12 protein-coding genes are annotated in these 16,101 nt (G+C 45.4%); 5 read left to right on the forward strand and 7 right to left on the reverse strand.

Annotated elements, in window-relative coordinates:
- Nucleotides 1–8: 8 nt before the first annotated feature.
- The 3 genes from CHA6605_RS07810 to CHA6605_RS07820 are packed head-to-tail and all read right to left on the reverse strand — an operon-like array spanning nucleotide 9 to nucleotide 3,566.
- Nucleotides 9–2,837: a hypothetical protein gene (locus tag CHA6605_RS07810; RefSeq protein ID WP_015158940.1), complete on the reverse strand. Its 2,829-nt coding sequence runs from the start codon at nucleotides 2,835–2,837 to the stop codon at nucleotides 9–11.
- Nucleotides 2,812–3,129, reverse strand: coding sequence for a hypothetical protein (locus CHA6605_RS07815; protein ID WP_015158941.1), 318 nt, complete (start codon nucleotides 3,127–3,129; stop codon nucleotides 2,812–2,814). The genes CHA6605_RS07810 and CHA6605_RS07815 overlap by 26 nt, the downstream gene beginning before the upstream one ends.
- A 23-nt stretch (nucleotides 3,130–3,152) precedes the next feature.
- A complete protein-coding gene (locus CHA6605_RS07820) occupies nucleotides 3,153–3,566 on the reverse strand; it encodes a hypothetical protein (RefSeq protein ID WP_015158942.1) in 414 nt (137 codons plus the stop codon).
- Between the two features lie 379 nt (nucleotides 3,567–3,945).
- Between CHA6605_RS07820 and CHA6605_RS07825 the strand changes: the two genes are divergently transcribed.
- The gene (locus CHA6605_RS07825) at nucleotides 3,946–4,794 is read left to right on the forward strand and encodes an alpha/beta hydrolase (protein ID WP_015158943.1); all 849 of its coding nucleotides are present in this window, start codon (nucleotides 3,946–3,948) and stop codon (nucleotides 4,792–4,794) included.
- 18 nt (nucleotides 4,795–4,812) lie between these two features.
- On the opposite strand, the gene CHA6605_RS07830 is transcribed toward CHA6605_RS07825, so the two are convergent.
- Nucleotides 4,813–5,712, reverse strand: a complete 900-nt coding sequence (locus CHA6605_RS07830; protein WP_015158944.1) for a helix-turn-helix domain-containing protein — start codon at nucleotides 5,710–5,712, stop codon at nucleotides 4,813–4,815.
- Nucleotides 5,713–6,267: 555 nt separating this feature from the next.
- The gene (locus CHA6605_RS07840; protein WP_015158946.1) at nucleotides 6,268–6,825 is read right to left on the reverse strand and encodes a hypothetical protein; all 558 of its coding nucleotides are present in this window, start codon (nucleotides 6,823–6,825) and stop codon (nucleotides 6,268–6,270) included.
- Between the two features lie 954 nt (nucleotides 6,826–7,779).
- On the opposite strand from CHA6605_RS07840, the gene CHA6605_RS07845 reads away from it, so the two are divergent.
- From CHA6605_RS07845 to CHA6605_RS31440, 3 genes are all read left to right on the forward strand, one after another.
- Nucleotides 7,780–10,257, forward strand: coding sequence for a hypothetical protein (locus CHA6605_RS07845; RefSeq protein ID WP_015158947.1), 2,478 nt, complete (start codon nucleotides 7,780–7,782; stop codon nucleotides 10,255–10,257).
- Between the two features lie 178 nt (nucleotides 10,258–10,435).
- Complete coding sequence (locus CHA6605_RS07850) at nucleotides 10,436–11,269, forward strand: ParA family protein (protein ID WP_015158949.1); 834 nt, start codon at nucleotides 10,436–10,438, stop codon at nucleotides 11,267–11,269.
- 170 nt (nucleotides 11,270–11,439) lie between these two features.
- The gene (locus CHA6605_RS31440; RefSeq protein ID WP_015158950.1) at nucleotides 11,440–12,465 is read left to right on the forward strand and encodes a ParB/RepB/Spo0J family partition protein; all 1,026 of its coding nucleotides are present in this window, start codon (nucleotides 11,440–11,442) and stop codon (nucleotides 12,463–12,465) included.
- Nucleotides 12,466–12,504: 39 nt separating this feature from the next.
- Here CHA6605_RS31440 and CHA6605_RS32675 read toward each other — a convergent pair whose 3' ends face one another.
- Nucleotides 12,505–12,945 (reverse strand): HNH endonuclease signature motif containing protein, encoded by a 441-nt coding sequence (locus CHA6605_RS32675; protein WP_015158951.1) that lies wholly within the window; start codon nucleotides 12,943–12,945, stop codon nucleotides 12,505–12,507.
- A gap of 103 nt (nucleotides 12,946–13,048) precedes the next feature.
- Between CHA6605_RS32675 and CHA6605_RS07865 the strand changes: the two genes are divergently transcribed.
- Complete coding sequence (locus CHA6605_RS07865) at nucleotides 13,049–13,723, forward strand: flavin reductase family protein (protein ID WP_015158952.1); 675 nt, start codon at nucleotides 13,049–13,051, stop codon at nucleotides 13,721–13,723.
- 74 nt (nucleotides 13,724–13,797) lie between these two features.
- On the opposite strand, the gene recD2 is transcribed toward CHA6605_RS07865, so the two are convergent.
- The gene (recD2, locus tag CHA6605_RS07870) at nucleotides 13,798–16,050 is read right to left on the reverse strand and encodes an SF1B family DNA helicase RecD2 (protein WP_015158953.1); all 2,253 of its coding nucleotides are present in this window, start codon (nucleotides 16,048–16,050) and stop codon (nucleotides 13,798–13,800) included.
- Between the last annotated feature and the right edge of the window lie 51 nt (nucleotides 16,051–16,101).

Here is a 16,101-nt window from a genome sequence, read left to right on the forward strand (position 1 = left end):
CAACCAATTTAAGTTTGAGTTAACAGTGCTTGACGTGCTTGACGTTCTAATCGCTCGTCTACATTGTTGGCAGTCAGCGCGACTAAACTCGGTGGTAAATAAGCGGTGACGGCGGTAAATCTGTCGTTAAATTTAATCAACCACCGCGAGGAATTGGTGGTCGGGTCGGGAGCAAAGTCGATCCCCGCGTTCAGTACGGCGAGTTCGTAAGGGAGATGTAAATACTTTTGGTAAGCATCGATACTGTCACTCCCAATTCTGCCGATAAATTGGTAGGTCAAAGCGTCCATAATCTGGTCGCCATTAGCTGAATTAGCGATCGATCCTGGCTCTTGGGAGGCAATCATCACCCGCATTCCCGCCTTTAGACCGTTAACCATCGTGGCGGCGATCGCATCCCCAATCGCCCGAATCGGAATCGTTCTTGCCGCTTCATCGACGAATAGAAACGATCCCTTGGGACTTGCACTGGCGGCAATCGCCCGACGCATGGCAACTAAATAGATCAAACTGCCAAACACAGCCGCCTCGTCGTTTCCCGTTACGCCCCGCATAGCAATTGCCAGCAGTGGCACCCTGTCAATTTCGACCGTTGAAGGTGAGTTCAAGACTTGGGCGTGTTGTCCCGATGTCCACTTGCGAAGTTGGTTGCGGATGAAACCCATTGTTTCTAAATCCTCCAACGTGGCATCGGTTAAGCCGATGAGCGAGACTTCACAGAATTGGACGTAATCGTCTAAGATCGGGTGTTGTTTCCACGCCTCAGAGCTGATGCCGCCTTCTCTAGCGCGAATGTAGCGCAGTTTAATCGAATTATTATCGAGAAAGTGTTGTAAGATGACGGGCAAGAACCCCTCAACGCGCTTGGTGTGTGGGCTGCTATCTTGGATATCCCCCAATACCATTGCCTTGATGACCCGCAATAGGTGAATTTGCGACTCTTGTTTTAAGTCGTCCTGTTGTCCCTTGCTGGCTGTTACAGGCAGATTGGGCAGCTCAAATGGGTTGATACTGTCTTTGAGAATATCGACATAACCCCCGCCCATGTTGATGACAAAATCCTTGAAAGAAGATGCCTCGCCCGATGGCGGTTGATCGACGATCGTCGATTTGACTCCTTCAACTAGAGCGCGATAAAGCATCCACGCGGCGAGTAGTGTTTTACCGGATCGCGTCTGCCCCCACAAGGCAATATGACCTTGATTTTTAGGATCGAAAGCATCGAAATAGATTGGAGTTCCACCTTTATTGGCAATAAACTCGATCCCTTTGCGGTGGGGCGATTGCGGTACTAGCAGGGGCATATAGGATGCCATTATCAACGCCGTCGTCCGGTCGCGCCTGTCGCGAGTATCGACTAGTAACGTTTTCCCGTAGTAGGGTAACGATTGGAGCCAAATTGCATCGCAAGTATCGGTATCGGCGAGTATCTTAGCTGGGGCGCGAAAGCTCTGGCGAAATGCGTCCATCACTTCCCGCAGCTCTTTTAAAGTGTCGCGGTAAAAATAGACTGTCAGTGCCAGATCCAAAGTTGGATCGCCAGCGGTGATATCCCGCTGACTGGCAACTGCTTCTTCCAGGTGCATCTCGGCGCGAACGTCAATTTTGCCTTTGCTTTTAGCCGTGTTGATTTGTTGAGCGGCTTGCTGGATTAGATCTTGGTTGTTAATGTTTACCGCCGTGCGATCGACGATCGACATTTCGAGGACGACCCGCACGTCATAGCAAAACCGCTTTGATAAAATGTCCCACATGTACTGAAGCTGCACCAAGTCCAGCGTTCTGCGTCCCGCCGCATCGAATGAGTTAGGCTGGGCCTTTAAATACATGCAGCCAACATATTTATTATCGACTTTGACGTAATCTCGACCCGTGGATGGAATGCTAGTCAACTCCTCATGAATCAGAGCCGTGGGGTGCAGGCGACTATTGGCAACTTCAGTAATCTCACTCCGCGTCAGATCGCACGTAATTAAATGTGGAATGGTGGGAGATTGGCTTTGGCGACCCGCTTGAATATCGGCGACTCGGACTTTTCGATCGTGAAAGCGATTTGATTCGGCACGGCAAAACTGCCATACGCCCTCAGCATCTAAGGGCGTAAATGCCATCTGCAAGCGTTCCCGAATCAATGTCGTCCAATACAGGTATCCCGATTGATAGCCTTTGAGTAAAAACCTGTCGAGATCTTCTTCGGCAATCAGTTTATCCGCTCCCGAAACTTTACCTAAGAATTTAGGAAATATCGACGAGCAAAACTCGATCGCACTCTCCAGCCACTCCTTTTCTAGATGTTCGCTTTTAGCCGTGTAGGTGACGGCTATGTATAGCTCTTGTTGGCGGCGATGTCCAGCTTCATGTGCGTCTTGGAGGATTTTAATCTCTTCAACGAGCATCTGGAGTGCGGGTTCTGACTGGAATTCAGGACGATCGTAAGTCGAGCGAAAGGTTTGCGCCAGTTCTAACTCGCGATCGATCGGATCGGGAAAACATTGCCAATGCACCCGCAGACTCTCACCTTGCGGTACCTCTCGAATCAAAGCCGCAATCCCAGAAATCGCCGCTTCTGCTTGAATCGCATCTTGGTAATCGTGGATGCCATTGCACTTGAGGATAAATCGCAGTCGATAAGCTGGATCGTCGATCGTCCCAGTGTTAAGCAGGATCGCCCCGATGGGTTGCTCTCCAAGCTGTTGATACTCGACAAACGATCTCAGATGAGTGTTGGTTTCAAGTAAGTACAGCTTGTGTTTCTTGCCATCGATCGTTTTGTGCTTGATGAACTTGCGTTGCGTCTGGGTTTTTTGTGGCTTACTCTTTGACCTTGTTTTTGCCATATTTGAGTACCGGAATATGTTCTAAACCGCCTCTGGTGTAATGCCTCGTTTTGCGGAGCCGACTCATTACCGTGTCCGTACCATCGCGGAAGATATAAATTGTGGCAACTAGCAGCGAAACCGTCAGCGGTACTACCATGTTTATCGGTAGAAACTGCGTTGAGACGATGCCCAACACGACTACGCCCAGGCTCATCGTTGCCAAGCCCGAATTGATGCCAAAAAAGCCCGAACGTCGCCTCAGTGCCCGATTGACAACTAAGCGATCTCGCGGTGGTGAATTGTTATTCATGAGCCGTTGCGATCGATCGAGGATTAAGTGACCATCGCATCGGTAATCTTGGCGGAGGTAAACAGTAATGCTACCAGTACCAAAATATTTAAGACGCACTTACCCATGCCCGAAAGATCTTCGCGATCGTAGGCTTGATAGCCCGTGTATGATTGCCAAGATATAATCGCACCGACGAGTAAGATAATCGACCAAGGAATGAGATCGAGAAATGCTAGTAATAAGGGTTGAACCGCCGTCAGCGTGGTGGCTGATAAGAAAGCTGTGGCTTGCTGTTTGATGTACGCTGTCATTGGTGCGAATAAAATCGCTGCATCCGCAGGTCGATCGAAATCGCCACGTAGTAATAATGCAGTAGTATTAGTAATAACAGCGGTAATAAAAATGTGCCGTTGCTTAATCACTTTTCTGTTAGCAGAGATATTTGAAGTAAGCATATTCATCTCTCTAATAAATATTTCTTAACGGATAATTAGTCGATCGATCTAATCTATCGGTTCGCCATTTTCACTCGAATAAACTTTTTCATATAGTAACGTGCCCAGTCGATTGAAAATATGCAAATTCGGCTGAGTTTATATCCAAATTCGGCTGAATATATTTATGAAATAATCTTGAAATGTAATGAAATCATGTAATTTGATAAAATGTGCTGCTCGTGTTTCGTAATCGATCGCTTTAATTATTAAAGTCAAAATTCTGAGTGACCGATCCACATAGCTCAAAATTCGACATGGAGAGAAAAAGAGCAGAAAAATATAGGTATTTTTCGTCAATTTAAAAGAGCCAATTTTGCAAAATAGGCAAGATAAAATTATGGGTAATATTGACTACTGTGAGTATTTATTCAAAACTACCGATCGCTCGAACCTATACGGACAGTCGTGGCGATCGACACATTCGCATGGAGTCGTTGTTATCGTACATGGTTACGCCGAACATAGCGGACGATATCAGTGGGCTGCTTTGCAGCTTGTAGATCGAGGCTTTGCCGTTTACACATTCGATCTGCGCGGACACGGTAAATCTTCAGGCATACGAAATCTTGTGCGCTCGTATGATGATTGTTTGACAGATTTAGCGACTTTTATACAACAAGTCAAGCTAAAGGAACCGGATCGATCGCTCTTTCTATTTGGACACTCTTTTGGTGGCACAATTGCTGCACTGTTTGCGATCCGATCCCAGCCTCTACTAAATGGACTCATTCTCAGTAGTGCTTTCCTTGGAGCAAACCGTCATATTTCAACGTTACAATTACGACTAATAATGTTAATCAGTTATTTGCTACCAAAATTTCCCACCCTATTTTTAAATAGTCACACACTTTCTCGCGATTTAGATGTAGTCGAGATCTATGAAGCAGATTTACTTATCGGTCGCGGACGAATGCCAGCTCGAACCCTGGTAGAAATGCTCAAAGCGACCGCTGAAATTCAATCTCGAACCAATGAGATCGAGCTGCCCATACTCATTTTGCACGGAACAGAAGATCGTTTAGTAAGCATGGAGGGGAGCAAAAACTTTTATTTAAGTGTGGGCAGTAAGGATAAATCGATCGAGTTGTACGATGGTTTCTATCACGAGCTATTAAACGAGCCAGAAAAAATTCGGGTATTATCAGATATTGAAGTGTGGTTGCGTAAGCATTTGCCCACGGTTTGATACCGAGCGTCAAAGTTATTATTTTCGGGTATTGTCCTGCCTATATTTGTTTGGGGAAATAGTGTAGTGCTTGCGAAATGCACGACAAAAATTGTTAGAACTAGAGAATCCAGTCTGCTGGGCGACATCAAATATAGGAAGCTTTGTAGTTAACAGTAGTTTTGATGCTTGAGCAAGTCTAAACTTTAGCAAATAATCAAATGGAGAGTAGCCAGTAGAAGTTTTAAATAATTCGGAAAAATAGCGGCTGCTGAGTCCGACTAAATTAGATAATTCAGCCAACCCAAAGTCTTTGTTGAAATTACTGTGAATATAGTCAATTACTTTCTTGAAATCTTGCGTAGTCAAACCACCTAACGCATTAAGATCGGTTGTTTTTTGATTAGAGTAGTTTTGCAGTATATGAAATATTGCAGTCGAACGTATTGACTCTAGATATATTTTACTAGCTGTATAGTTGCGATCTAGCTGCATTTTTAAAGACTGCGCTATGCCATAGATTAGTGGATCTGCCTGAGAAAAATGTGGCAGTACTTCTACTAAGTCTGGATCGGCATAGTCAAAAGTAGCATTGGCGATTTCAGTAGATTTGAGCAGCAATAATGAAAATGAGATCGGGCTTTCCCACGAACAACTCTGAGGTGAGTAAGCCGGATTGACTTGGATTTCACCAACTTGAGTATGTTCTTCTCTAAATTCACCAGCAAGCCACCTCCGAATTAACATCGGGCTATGACCGATGGCAATCACCAGCTCGGTATTTTGATGCTCTGGGATAAAGGCAGCTTGCTGGTAATGATATTCAAAATCAATATCATTCCAACCATTTTGAGAACTCGATAGTATAACGTTGTCGGAGAGGATTACAGAACTAGCTCCTTCTTTTTTTCCATCAATAACCAAACTTTTTTGTGTCATTGAAAAATTATCTCCACTGTGAGTTGAAATAAAATATTCAGGTTTGGATGCTCGCTCGATTGCTTGGCTTGAACCCACCCTCGATCGGCTTTGCGTTATCGATTACCTCGCGGCGCGGCTATGCCAACGATGAACTGTGTCTGGAGAAACTAACTATTAAAGCCAACTATCTTGTCTGTGAGTCCAATGATTACCTATCCTCAATTGCCTATGAATCAGTAGGTATAAGTATATAATCTGCCCGAACACTTAGTTTGACGATCGTGGAGTTGTATATTTAGCTACTCAATCTCTCAAATATTTCTAAAACCTCCACACAACTGCCTCAGTGCAGACGAAGTGTGGAGAAAGATATTCAACAATAAATTCGGTAAATACGTAAATAGATCGGCAAAATCTGCAAAAATTGATAATTCTATTGCTCCGATATCTATTGGCGTGATAAGCTTGCTGGCAAGTATTATAAATGTCAAGCTTATTTTTGCTGCAATCCATCGCTTGGATGTAAAAAAGCTTCCATCCGATTGACTGTACGTAGCGCATTCGAGCAAGCATTTACTCATGGCGCGTTCTTTCGGCTATTGCAGCCTGTCGATCTCGCTCTAGCCATTCATTTAAGATGCACCTGTCCGCATCAGCATGAAAACTGGCTCCTCGATACCGATATTCTAGTCGGCCATTTTCCACTACTCGATCGAAATAAATTATATCGAGTCCGAACAACCTAACTACCCGTTGTGCGGCACATGCTAACCGAGTTTTCCGCGTAATCCCGATGCGTAATCTTGTTAGCTCGAATCGATATCGATACAAATTCTCAAACCAATCGGTTAAATTTTCTGGACTAAGAATTTTCTCTCCACCCAAGACATGAGGAATATTTAATTTATCTAGAATCTCTAACTTCTTGAGGATTTTAACTCGCTCGTAATGGGCTAGGGTGCTTGAGTTAAGGTATTCTCGTCCAATTGTAAAATAATAGTAAAGTTGTAACTTTTTATACTTAGCTTTGCACTCTTTTTCTGTTAAAGGTCGATCGGGTTGTTCGACTGATGGTGGAACAACTATTCGATCGGGATCTTTTCTGGGTCTGCCCTTTTTACCCTGATTCATGAGGTATTGAAAAGCTAATTTAGAATGTTTGACAATTATCTACAATTTTTATGTCCAATTTACGATACTATAAGGAAATATCTTTATTCAAGCGGAGGAATTTGCCGATCGTGTAAACTCGACACTGTTACTGAACCTATGACCATAGCCAAATAGGGCGAAAGCCCCCGAACCTTGGTTCGAGAGCTTTCTAACGATACTATTTTGCTTCTTTGAAGATCAACTTGTTTTTGCGGACGGGTTTAAATCTTTAAAGCTGCGACTTAGTTCTACTTTATCATGCAGTTGGATATTTATCTAGTTTTTTTTGAAATTCCTAGCCAATTGCGATCGAATCCAGACCTTGCTTGACTTACGACAGTTATGAATTTATTTGTGGTTGCAGAAATTACTAACAAACCTCACACTTGGCAGTATAAACGTACTATCAGATGCGAGCTAAATCTGCTCGCAGTTTAATTCAGCCCGATTGGGGTGCTAACTGGTTTGAACGATCGTCATAGATGCCCATTATCCATTTGAACTACGTACTACAATAGCTAGATCATGTGACTTATGTAGTGTGATTACTTCATGTTGGATTCGAGATTCTAGACATTAGATCTTATCTCTGTGTAGGTTGCTACAGGATAAATGTAAAAACCTGCTTTGACGATCTACTCAAACCTTTAGTGACAACGGTTTTAAAATCTGGAATCTTCGGTGTTAATGTATTTTTTATACCCATCCTACAGATTTTAGGCATCCCATCGTAATCCCCTGTTGGACTTAATCTTACTCCACGATCGATTTGTGGGGGATAGAAATTAGAGATCCAGCACAGGTCTAACCGATGGAGATCGTGAAGCCTCCCCCCTGGAGCATCGACCCCAAGCAAGATCGATAAAGTAGAACTCTTCCGCCATTGCAAAACAGCATCGTGACCGCCCTAGTTACTCATCCTAACTAGCCGCCATGATACCTAACCTAGAACTTCACACCAAACTATCTAACCTATTCCACATCGGCTTTAACTTCATCACCGCCGAGAATACCCCTAAACCCAAGTGGCGCACCAACCGAAAATATCGACTCACCCGTGGCGAATTCGTCAAACTTTACAGCGACAAACTCAGCCTGTTAGGAGTCAGCTTCGGCACAACCACTACATACTTCATGCTCGACATCGATTTTGGGAGTAAGTATCATCCCAGCAACGATCCTACAGCACTGCCAAAGATCCGCCAGATTTTAGAAAAAGTAGGAATAGTTAGAATCGACCTCATCCGCAGTTCCCAAAGCGGAGGCATCCACCTCTACGGCTGCTTGCCCAAAAACGTCTCAACAATTCGCCTCGCCACCCTACTCCACGTCACACTCATCGACGCAGGAATCGAGCTTGCCAAAGGACAACTCGAATGTTTCCCCAACCCCAAACCGTATGGAGAAAAAGGACACTTTACATACTATAACCCACATCGAGTACCCCTACAGCCGAATAGTGGGAGTCTCTTGCTTTCGGAAGATGGCGACATCATCCTCAGTGCCGAGAATCTGACGCATGAAAGCATGTTAGCCGGATTCCTCGCACGAACCGAGCAATCGGCTCAAGCTCAAGACATGGAACTGCTGAATCGATTGATGGATGCCTGCTATGCCAAATATACCAGCAACGCAGGCATCGCCAAATATCAGCATCATCATCAAGATTATACCGAAGTCGCCCGTGAGTGGAAAGAAAACTTAGAATTGACGATCCAAACGATCGGCTGGACGGCTCACGGTCAAACCAACACTCTCCTTCCTAATTTTATTGCCTACGGGGTCGTATTTCTAGGGTTTAAAGGAGAAGAACTAGAGAATTGTCTCTACGACCTCATCCTTTCCGCTCCAGGCTACCAAGAGCATTGCCGCCACCAACATGAGATTAAAGCCGTAATCAAAGGTTGGGTCGAAAATACCGAACGCCAGGGCTACTACGTCGAATACTGTGGATTTCCAGCTAGAAGCGGACTAAACCCCCATCTTATCGCCAAACGGATCAAAGCCAACAGAAACGAACATAACGAGAATCTGGCAAAGCGTACCGAACAAAGGCTCAATGCCATCCTCGCCGCATTAACCGAAATTCCCGATCGAGTCGGAGCTAAAATCGCCGCGATCCGAACTAAGTCCCTCGAACTATTTGGAGAAGCCATCAGTCGCAATACATTGTATAAGCCAGCATACAAATCGCTTTGGGTTAAAGCTGAAGGAGCCAAATGTGACATTAATTTAGCCGAAAATCCCACACCCCCCTCCGATTGCATTCAAACCAGTGTTGTTACTGAAATGCAAGCAATTAGAGATCGTCACGATCGACAAAACCCAGCCGCTCAAACCCAATCCCAGAAAGAATTATCCCATACCCCCTCTCTATATGAAACTTATGTGGAACAATCTCATATTGCCTTGCTACATCACCAATTACAGTTGCACTGCATCAATCTATTTTGTCAATCTATCCTCGATCTACAACTTTTAAGCGGGGAATCAGAATTACAGCAAGACCGATCCAACATTCAATCTACATCTGTCATACTAGACACTCAAAATCTGCCAGCTCAGAACATTTATAGTACTGAAGACTTCAAAGACGACCTTCAGTCTGAGGGGATTGCTGATATTAGCAATGGTAATGGCGATGGCGAGTTTGAAAGTAGCTGCGAGCCTAATGTCCAAATCGATATCGATAAAGATCCAGCTAGTGCGATCGAGATTGGAACTAAGTTGCGACGAAATTCGCATCAAATTGGGCAAAAGACTTATGCTGCGTTAGTTAATTGTCAGGTGGTGTCTGCTAATGGATTGGATTGGGTGGTGAGGGATCGTGATGGTTCCTCATGGAATGTGTCCTACCACGCACTGGAGAGCGGGATCTGGGAAATTGAGAGCGATCTTGCTGTAGTTAGGGATGTGGGTGTCAGGTCTGTTGTGGAGATTGCTCGTCAGATGCGGATTAATCTTGCAGCTATACCCGATGCACTGCTGTTAGAATTTCTACATCATCCCGATCTGGATGCGATTCAGCGGACGATCGAGTTAGCCGAGCGACTTGCATCAGCTCGTTCTCGCCAGCAGATTGAGGAATTAGGATCTAGCCTCGATCGCTCTCAAAAGATGGACTTGTGGCGCGTGTTAACGGTTGAGGAGCGGTCTGTCATCGAAACTATAATGGCTCAACCTCACATTCCACCTCTTTCATCGAGTGTTGTTGAAGTGGAGACATCGGTTGAGAGTTGGCCTCCACTGAATTGTGAGTTATTTGTAGGTGTGATGGTTAACACATTAACAGGATTGGTGGGAGTAGTTAAACATGTCTTTCGATCGGTGGCTAAACCATTTCTTGTATATCACGAGAGTCTCGGTCGAACTATTCTCTATCGAAGTGAGGATCTGCGATTGAGTTATTAGTGCTCTGTCAAGATTCAACTTGGTAAGAGAATTATGCTAATTGATAGTAAGATACTCTCAATTAGAAGATCGATCTTCTAATTGAGCTAATTCTCTGAAACTAATGAAAAAATGATTGGCTTGACTATCAACATTCAATTGCTGACCCCCGATCTCAACGCAAATTCCGATCTCGATCATGCCAAAAATCAAAACATTTAAGCCCGCTCGTCAGATCGTTCTCTGGATTGCTGCAAATGCTGGTGGAGTTGGTAAAACTACTCTGGGCATTCATATCGGCTATAAATTTGCTCAACTAGGCCTAAAGGTGTTATTTATCGATCTCGATACTAATGGCTCGCTTGCCAGGTTTTGCGGACTCGAATCAGACCTCAAACCCGAACTGACGACTGCGGCATTATTCGATCGCAACTTCGATGGCAATTACCCGATTTTTACGCCAGAGTGGGGCAATCCTCAAGGTCGCTTCGATACTTGTTTGGGTGGAGATGTGATGCTTGGTGTCGCACTAGATCTACCAACTCGTACCGGACGCGAACTAATTCTCAAAAAAGCATTTAAAAAGTATCCGACCGACTACGATCTGATTATCCTCGATTCTCCAGCCTCTCTGGATGTGCTCAGTTATGCCGCTTTAGCTGTAGCTACGCATATTTTAATCCCATTACCAATGTCGATCAAACTTTCTGGTATCGATTCGCTATTGAAATGGATTCGGATGGAAACTGAAGCACTCGACCTCACTCCACCGCCAACTTTGATCGGTGGCGTACCGATGCGGGTAGCCACTAGTGCCGACCAACAAGCCTTCGGACAGGAAATTGCTGACGTTCTCGACGGACAATCCGTACCCTGTTTTCCCAGCGTGCGGTTTTCGAGTGAGTTTGAGAATGCCTCGAATCGAGGTATGGCACCGCTCTACTTGTATCGACCAAAACATCCTGCTTGCCAGGATTTTCAACCGATCGTTGACGAACTCACACGCTCTTTTCAAGTCACACCTGTAAGTTAGAAGATCGATCTTCTAAAATCTGACCGATCCCGTCCCTTGGCAATTAGAAGATCGATCTTCTAATCTGCCCGTTACCGCTTAAACTTAGTTAGATATTCAAACAAGAGCTGTTACCGAACTGGCAAATTGCAGTTTTTCTCGAATCCCACCCCCATTTCCTGACGATTACTATGGCTACCAAACCCCGTCCTAACGTCTCATCATTCTTATCGACCAGTGCTAAAGCACTCGATACCCAGCAAAGTTTACTCGAAGCACAAGAACGAATTATAGCTCTCGAACGAGAACTCGATAACGCTCGACAGAGCTTAGAAAAGCGAGTCGGACTAGATAAAATCTCCCACGCCCTCGTGCCGATTGAGGAAATCGTGCGTCGTCCCTATCAGTCCAGACGCGAAAAAGATCCCCAGAAATTTGCCGAATTATTGCACAGTATTAAAACATATGGATTTAAAGGTTCGATTTGGTTGCAGCGACGACCGGATGGCACTTTACGACTGATTGCTGGGGAAACTAGATTGGATGCCGCGATCGAAGCTGGCTATACGGCAATTTCGTCTGATATCGCCGATGTCGATGATATTACTGCTGTCAAACTTTCACGGGTTGAAAATGCTCGACGTAAAGATTTGAACGCTCTCGACGACACTGAAGAACTGCTCTACCTACTGACGCTGACTCTCAAAAAAGATCGAGCTGAAACGATCGAGTGTTTGTACCGTTACAAGAATGCCGCTGAAGGTAAATCTTCGATTGCCGATCGCGATCGGGATGTCATCGAATCGGTATTTACAGAAGTCGCTCCAGATATTAGTTTGTCAACGTTTATCACTTCCAGGCTGCCACTGCTCAAGTTACCCGAAAATATCCTCCAAGCTTATAATGCAGGGCAATTGGAATACACCAAGGCAATGGCTTTGAGTCGGGTAGAAGATGAGTTACAACGCCAAGAGCTACTCGAAGAAGTTGTAGATCGAGGATTATCTTTATCAGCTTTAAAAGCCAAGATCGCGCCAACTTCGGGACGCACGGTAATCGATAAGGTTAATAAGATCGAGCGACAAATCGATAACTTAAATCCTCAATCGATCGCCGAATTATCAGTCGAGCAACGAGATCGATTGAAGGAGAGCTTACTGGGCTTGAAAGTATCTTTACAGAAAAAACTCAAACAACTCGATGCCTATACCTCATAATGGCGATCGGAGTTAACCTAGAAGATGGCAGGTAGCTTATTAATGACCTGCCGCTGACTTAGTTTCTAAATCTAGTTCCAGTTGTTGATGCAACATCAGTGGTAATTGTGGCAACCTGTCGATTAAATCCGCAAGTGTCAATTGAAAATTCTGTTGCTGCTGGCGCATTCGTCGCACCTTTGGTAGTTTCAATTTCAACGATAATTGCCCTGGTGTCGGCTGAGGACGATGGCGGTGCATTCTTAAATGACACCCGCTGCACAAGCAGACGAGATTAGACCTGTCATTCTGGGTGGGATTTCCATCCAGGTGGTGGACTTGCGCCGAAAGTTTGCGTCTGAGCGAGAGATCGAGATGGCGGTAACTATTGTTTGGTGGCAAACACTTCAAACCGCAGCGGTTACAACGATAACCCGCTGCTTGCTTAACTGTGGTGGCAATGTCTGACCAATTATCTGGATAATCCAGTGTGAGAGCCATAATTTGAATCAGATGTTTTAATCTTCAACGCAAACCTTTTGCGTTACTAGGCGACGATCCTTCACAATCTAAATTGTCCCACGCGATCGCCTTCATAAATCCCATGTCACAAAATCCTCACGATCGAACTATCGTACAACCCTACTTAGGATTTGACTGCGCCCAGTTATCCCCAACCGAAGCCTATCGATTGCTCAACCATCTGGTTGCACCGCGCCCAATTGCCTTTGTCTCCACCATCTCTGCTGATGGCATTCCAAATTTAGCCCCATTTAGTTTCTTTATGGCGGGTGGACTCAATCCCCCTTCAGTTGCCTTTTCTCCACTCACCAATCGCCACGGACAGCCCAAGGATACGCTCCAAAATATTCAAGCCACGGGTGAGTTTACAATTAATGTCGTCAGCGCAGGAATGCAAGAGCGGGTGAATATTGCCTCAATCGATTTTGAATCCGACGTGAGTGAATGGGATCGAGCTGGTTTTACTCCAGCACCCACAGTTAAAGTTCGTCCATCACGAGTAGCCGAGAGTTTGATGGCGATGGAATGTCGGCTCTATCAAATCGTCTCGCATGGGGACGATGCAAATTCCGCAAACTACGTCATCGGCGAAGTCGTCTACTTCCATGTCGCTCGGTACTTAATGGTAAACGGGGAAATCGATCCAACTCAGGTGAGCTATATCAGTCGCATGGGTGGTAATTGGTACGATCTAGTCAATAGCGATTCGATGTTTGAATTGAGTCGTCCGCAAAGTCCTAAAGAGATGAATACCTAACTGGCGTTGCATTTATCGTCAGGAGATCGCCTTATTGTCCCCAAAGGTAAAATATTGATTGAGAGACGTAGATTTTAAGATTGATGGATTGTAGATGATGTATTTCCGCCTAATCTTGCTGGTAAGCGAGTATATCTTTTCCCAACTTGATTTTGCCTGACAGCCAACCCGATCGCCTTATTCGATCCTACTACGATCGCTAACTTCTTCGCCCGCGTCAATCCGGTATAAACCAAATTCCTCGACAACAACAGATAGTGCTGCATGTAGAGCGGCAAAATTACCACTGGATACTCCGAACCTTGGGATTTGTGAATGCTAATCGACCAAGCCAAGCCTAACTCATTTAAGTCAGCATAATCATAGATAACTTCTCTATTATCGAACTGAATCATCACCTCATGCTCGGTTGAATCGATCGATCCAACCACCCCTAAATCACCATTGAATACCTCTCGCTCGTAGTCGTTCTTGAGCTGAATTACGCGATCTCCCACCCGCAACATATCCCCACCCCGATTAATTTGCGGCTTCTCCAGCGCAGGCGGATTGAGTAACTGCTGCAAGACCTGATTCAAATTGCGCGTTCCCACTATCCCTCTGGTCATCGGACACAATACCTGAACATCCGTAACCGGATCGAACCCCAAACTAGGCACGAAATCTCGAATCAACTCGCAAATCGCTTGCACCCCATGTTCCGGCTCGAATCCACCGCTATGCCACAGACAATCCGACACAGGCGCATCAGAAATCGTTTCCAGAGTAGGATATTGCCCCCGATTGATCTGGTGAGCAGCGCGAATAATCCCACTCGATTGGGCTTGACGGAATACCTGAGTGAGTCTGACAACTGGAATCCGACTCGATTTAATCAGATCGCCCAACACGCTACCTGGGCCGACTGATGGCAATTGGTCGATATCTCCCACAATCAGTAAGTGGGCATCAGTCCGAACCGCCTTAATCAGCGAATGCGCCAGAAATAGATCCAGCATCGAAGCCTCATCAACGACAATCGCATCGTGGGGTAATGGTTCATCGACACCCCGTTTAAACCCTCTCGTCGCCGGATCGAACTCTAATAGACGGTGAATGGTTTTAGCCTCGATTCCCGCCATTTCTGACAGCCTCTGAGCGGCTCTTCCCGTCGGTGCAGCGAGTGCAATTTTCTTACCCATTGCCTTCCACAGCGCGACGATGGTGCGGGTACAGAAGGTTTTACCACAACCTGGGCCACCAGTGAGAATCATTACCCGTTGTGTCGCCGCCATCTCCACCGCTTGCTGTTGTTCGGGTGAGAGCGTAATTTTGTGGCTTTGAGTAAAGCGTTCGATCCAATTGCGGACGCGGGGTAAATCGACTGTTTGGGGTCGTTCTAGTAGCTTGAGGATCGAAATGGCTAAATTCTGTTCGGTGTAGAAGAAACTGGGTTGGAAATATAAGGGCACATCTTCCACTGTTTCCAGGATTAGCTCCTGTTCCACTCCCATTGTCCTCAACACTTCTAACACCGCATCTGCGGTTGATGTGTGTTCTTGCGTTGTCAGTTTAGTCGTCGCTGCTGTTAATAATTCTGGCTGGGGTAGGAAGCAATGACCATCTTCGGCGGCTTCTCCCAGAACGTGTTTGATGCCTGCTCGATAGCGAAAAGTAGAGGCGGGATCTACACCTAAATTTCGAGCGATGAGATCGGCTGTGAGGAAGCCAATCCCAAAGATATCTTCTGACAGTTGATAAGGATTATTCGTGACGATTGCGATCGATTTTTCGCCATACTGTTTGAAGATTTTCACCGCATAAGTCGTCGAAACTCCATGAGTCTGAAGGAACAGCATCACCTCCTTAATCGCCTTTTGCTCCACCCAAGCGCGTTGAATCATCTTGACGCGCTTTTTACCGATGCCTGGAACTTCGATTAGTCGATCGCTATCCTGTTCGATAATTTCTAAAGTATCCAGCGCGAAATGCGCCACAATCCGTTTGGCGGTGACGGGGCCGACTCCCTTAATCAAACCGCTACCCAAATACTTCTCAATTCCTGTCAGTGTGGCGGGTTTGGTTTCGCTATATTTGATAACTTGAAACTGTTGACCGTATTGAAGATGCTCTTTCCATGTGCCCTGGAGCTGGAGGGTTTGTCCTGCTTGGATATTCGCGAAGTTACCAACGATCGTGGTTAATTCGCGAACGCGGGGCGATTGGAGGCGAGCGACAGTGTAGCCGCTTTCTTCAGAATGAAAGGTAATCCGTTCGACCACTCCAGTCAAAGAAACCTGGGGTGTAACTGATGAATCGCCTGATGTATTTGTCTGATAAGTAGACACTACTGTTGTGGGAGAAATAACAAACGATCGATCGTTAGATATTATGTGATT

The sequence above is a fragment of the Chamaesiphon minutus PCC 6605 genome (assembly GCF_000317145.1).
Lineage (GTDB): Bacteria > Cyanobacteriota > Cyanobacteriia > Cyanobacteriales > Chamaesiphonaceae > Chamaesiphon > Chamaesiphon minutus.

Excerpts from the sequence above, each read along its gene's own strand:
- CHA6605_RS07810 (WP_015158940.1), bottom strand. The coding sequence starts at position 2,837 with ATGGCAAAAACAAGGTCAAAGAGTAAGCCACAAAAAACCCAGACGCAA.
- CHA6605_RS07815 (WP_015158941.1), bottom strand. The coding sequence starts at position 3,129 with ATGAATAACAATTCACCACCGCGAGATCGCTTAGTTGTCAATCGGGCA.
- CHA6605_RS07820 (WP_015158942.1), bottom strand. The coding sequence starts at position 3,566 with ATGCTTACTTCAAATATCTCTGCTAACAGAAAAGTGATTAAGCAACGG.
- CHA6605_RS07825 (WP_015158943.1), top strand. The coding sequence starts at position 3,946 with ATGGGTAATATTGACTACTGTGAGTATTTATTCAAAACTACCGATCGC.
- CHA6605_RS07830 (WP_015158944.1), bottom strand. The coding sequence starts at position 5,712 with ATGACACAAAAAAGTTTGGTTATTGATGGAAAAAAAGAAGGAGCTAGT.
- CHA6605_RS07840 (WP_015158946.1), bottom strand. The coding sequence starts at position 6,825 with ATGAATCAGGGTAAAAAGGGCAGACCCAGAAAAGATCCCGATCGAATA.
- CHA6605_RS07845 (WP_015158947.1), top strand. The coding sequence starts at position 7,780 with ATGATACCTAACCTAGAACTTCACACCAAACTATCTAACCTATTCCAC.
- CHA6605_RS07850 (WP_015158949.1), top strand. The coding sequence starts at position 10,436 with ATGCCAAAAATCAAAACATTTAAGCCCGCTCGTCAGATCGTTCTCTGG.
- CHA6605_RS31440 (WP_015158950.1), top strand. The coding sequence starts at position 11,440 with ATGGCTACCAAACCCCGTCCTAACGTCTCATCATTCTTATCGACCAGT.
- CHA6605_RS32675 (WP_015158951.1), bottom strand. The coding sequence starts at position 12,945 with ATGGCTCTCACACTGGATTATCCAGATAATTGGTCAGACATTGCCACC.
- CHA6605_RS07865 (WP_015158952.1), top strand. The coding sequence starts at position 13,049 with ATGTCACAAAATCCTCACGATCGAACTATCGTACAACCCTACTTAGGA.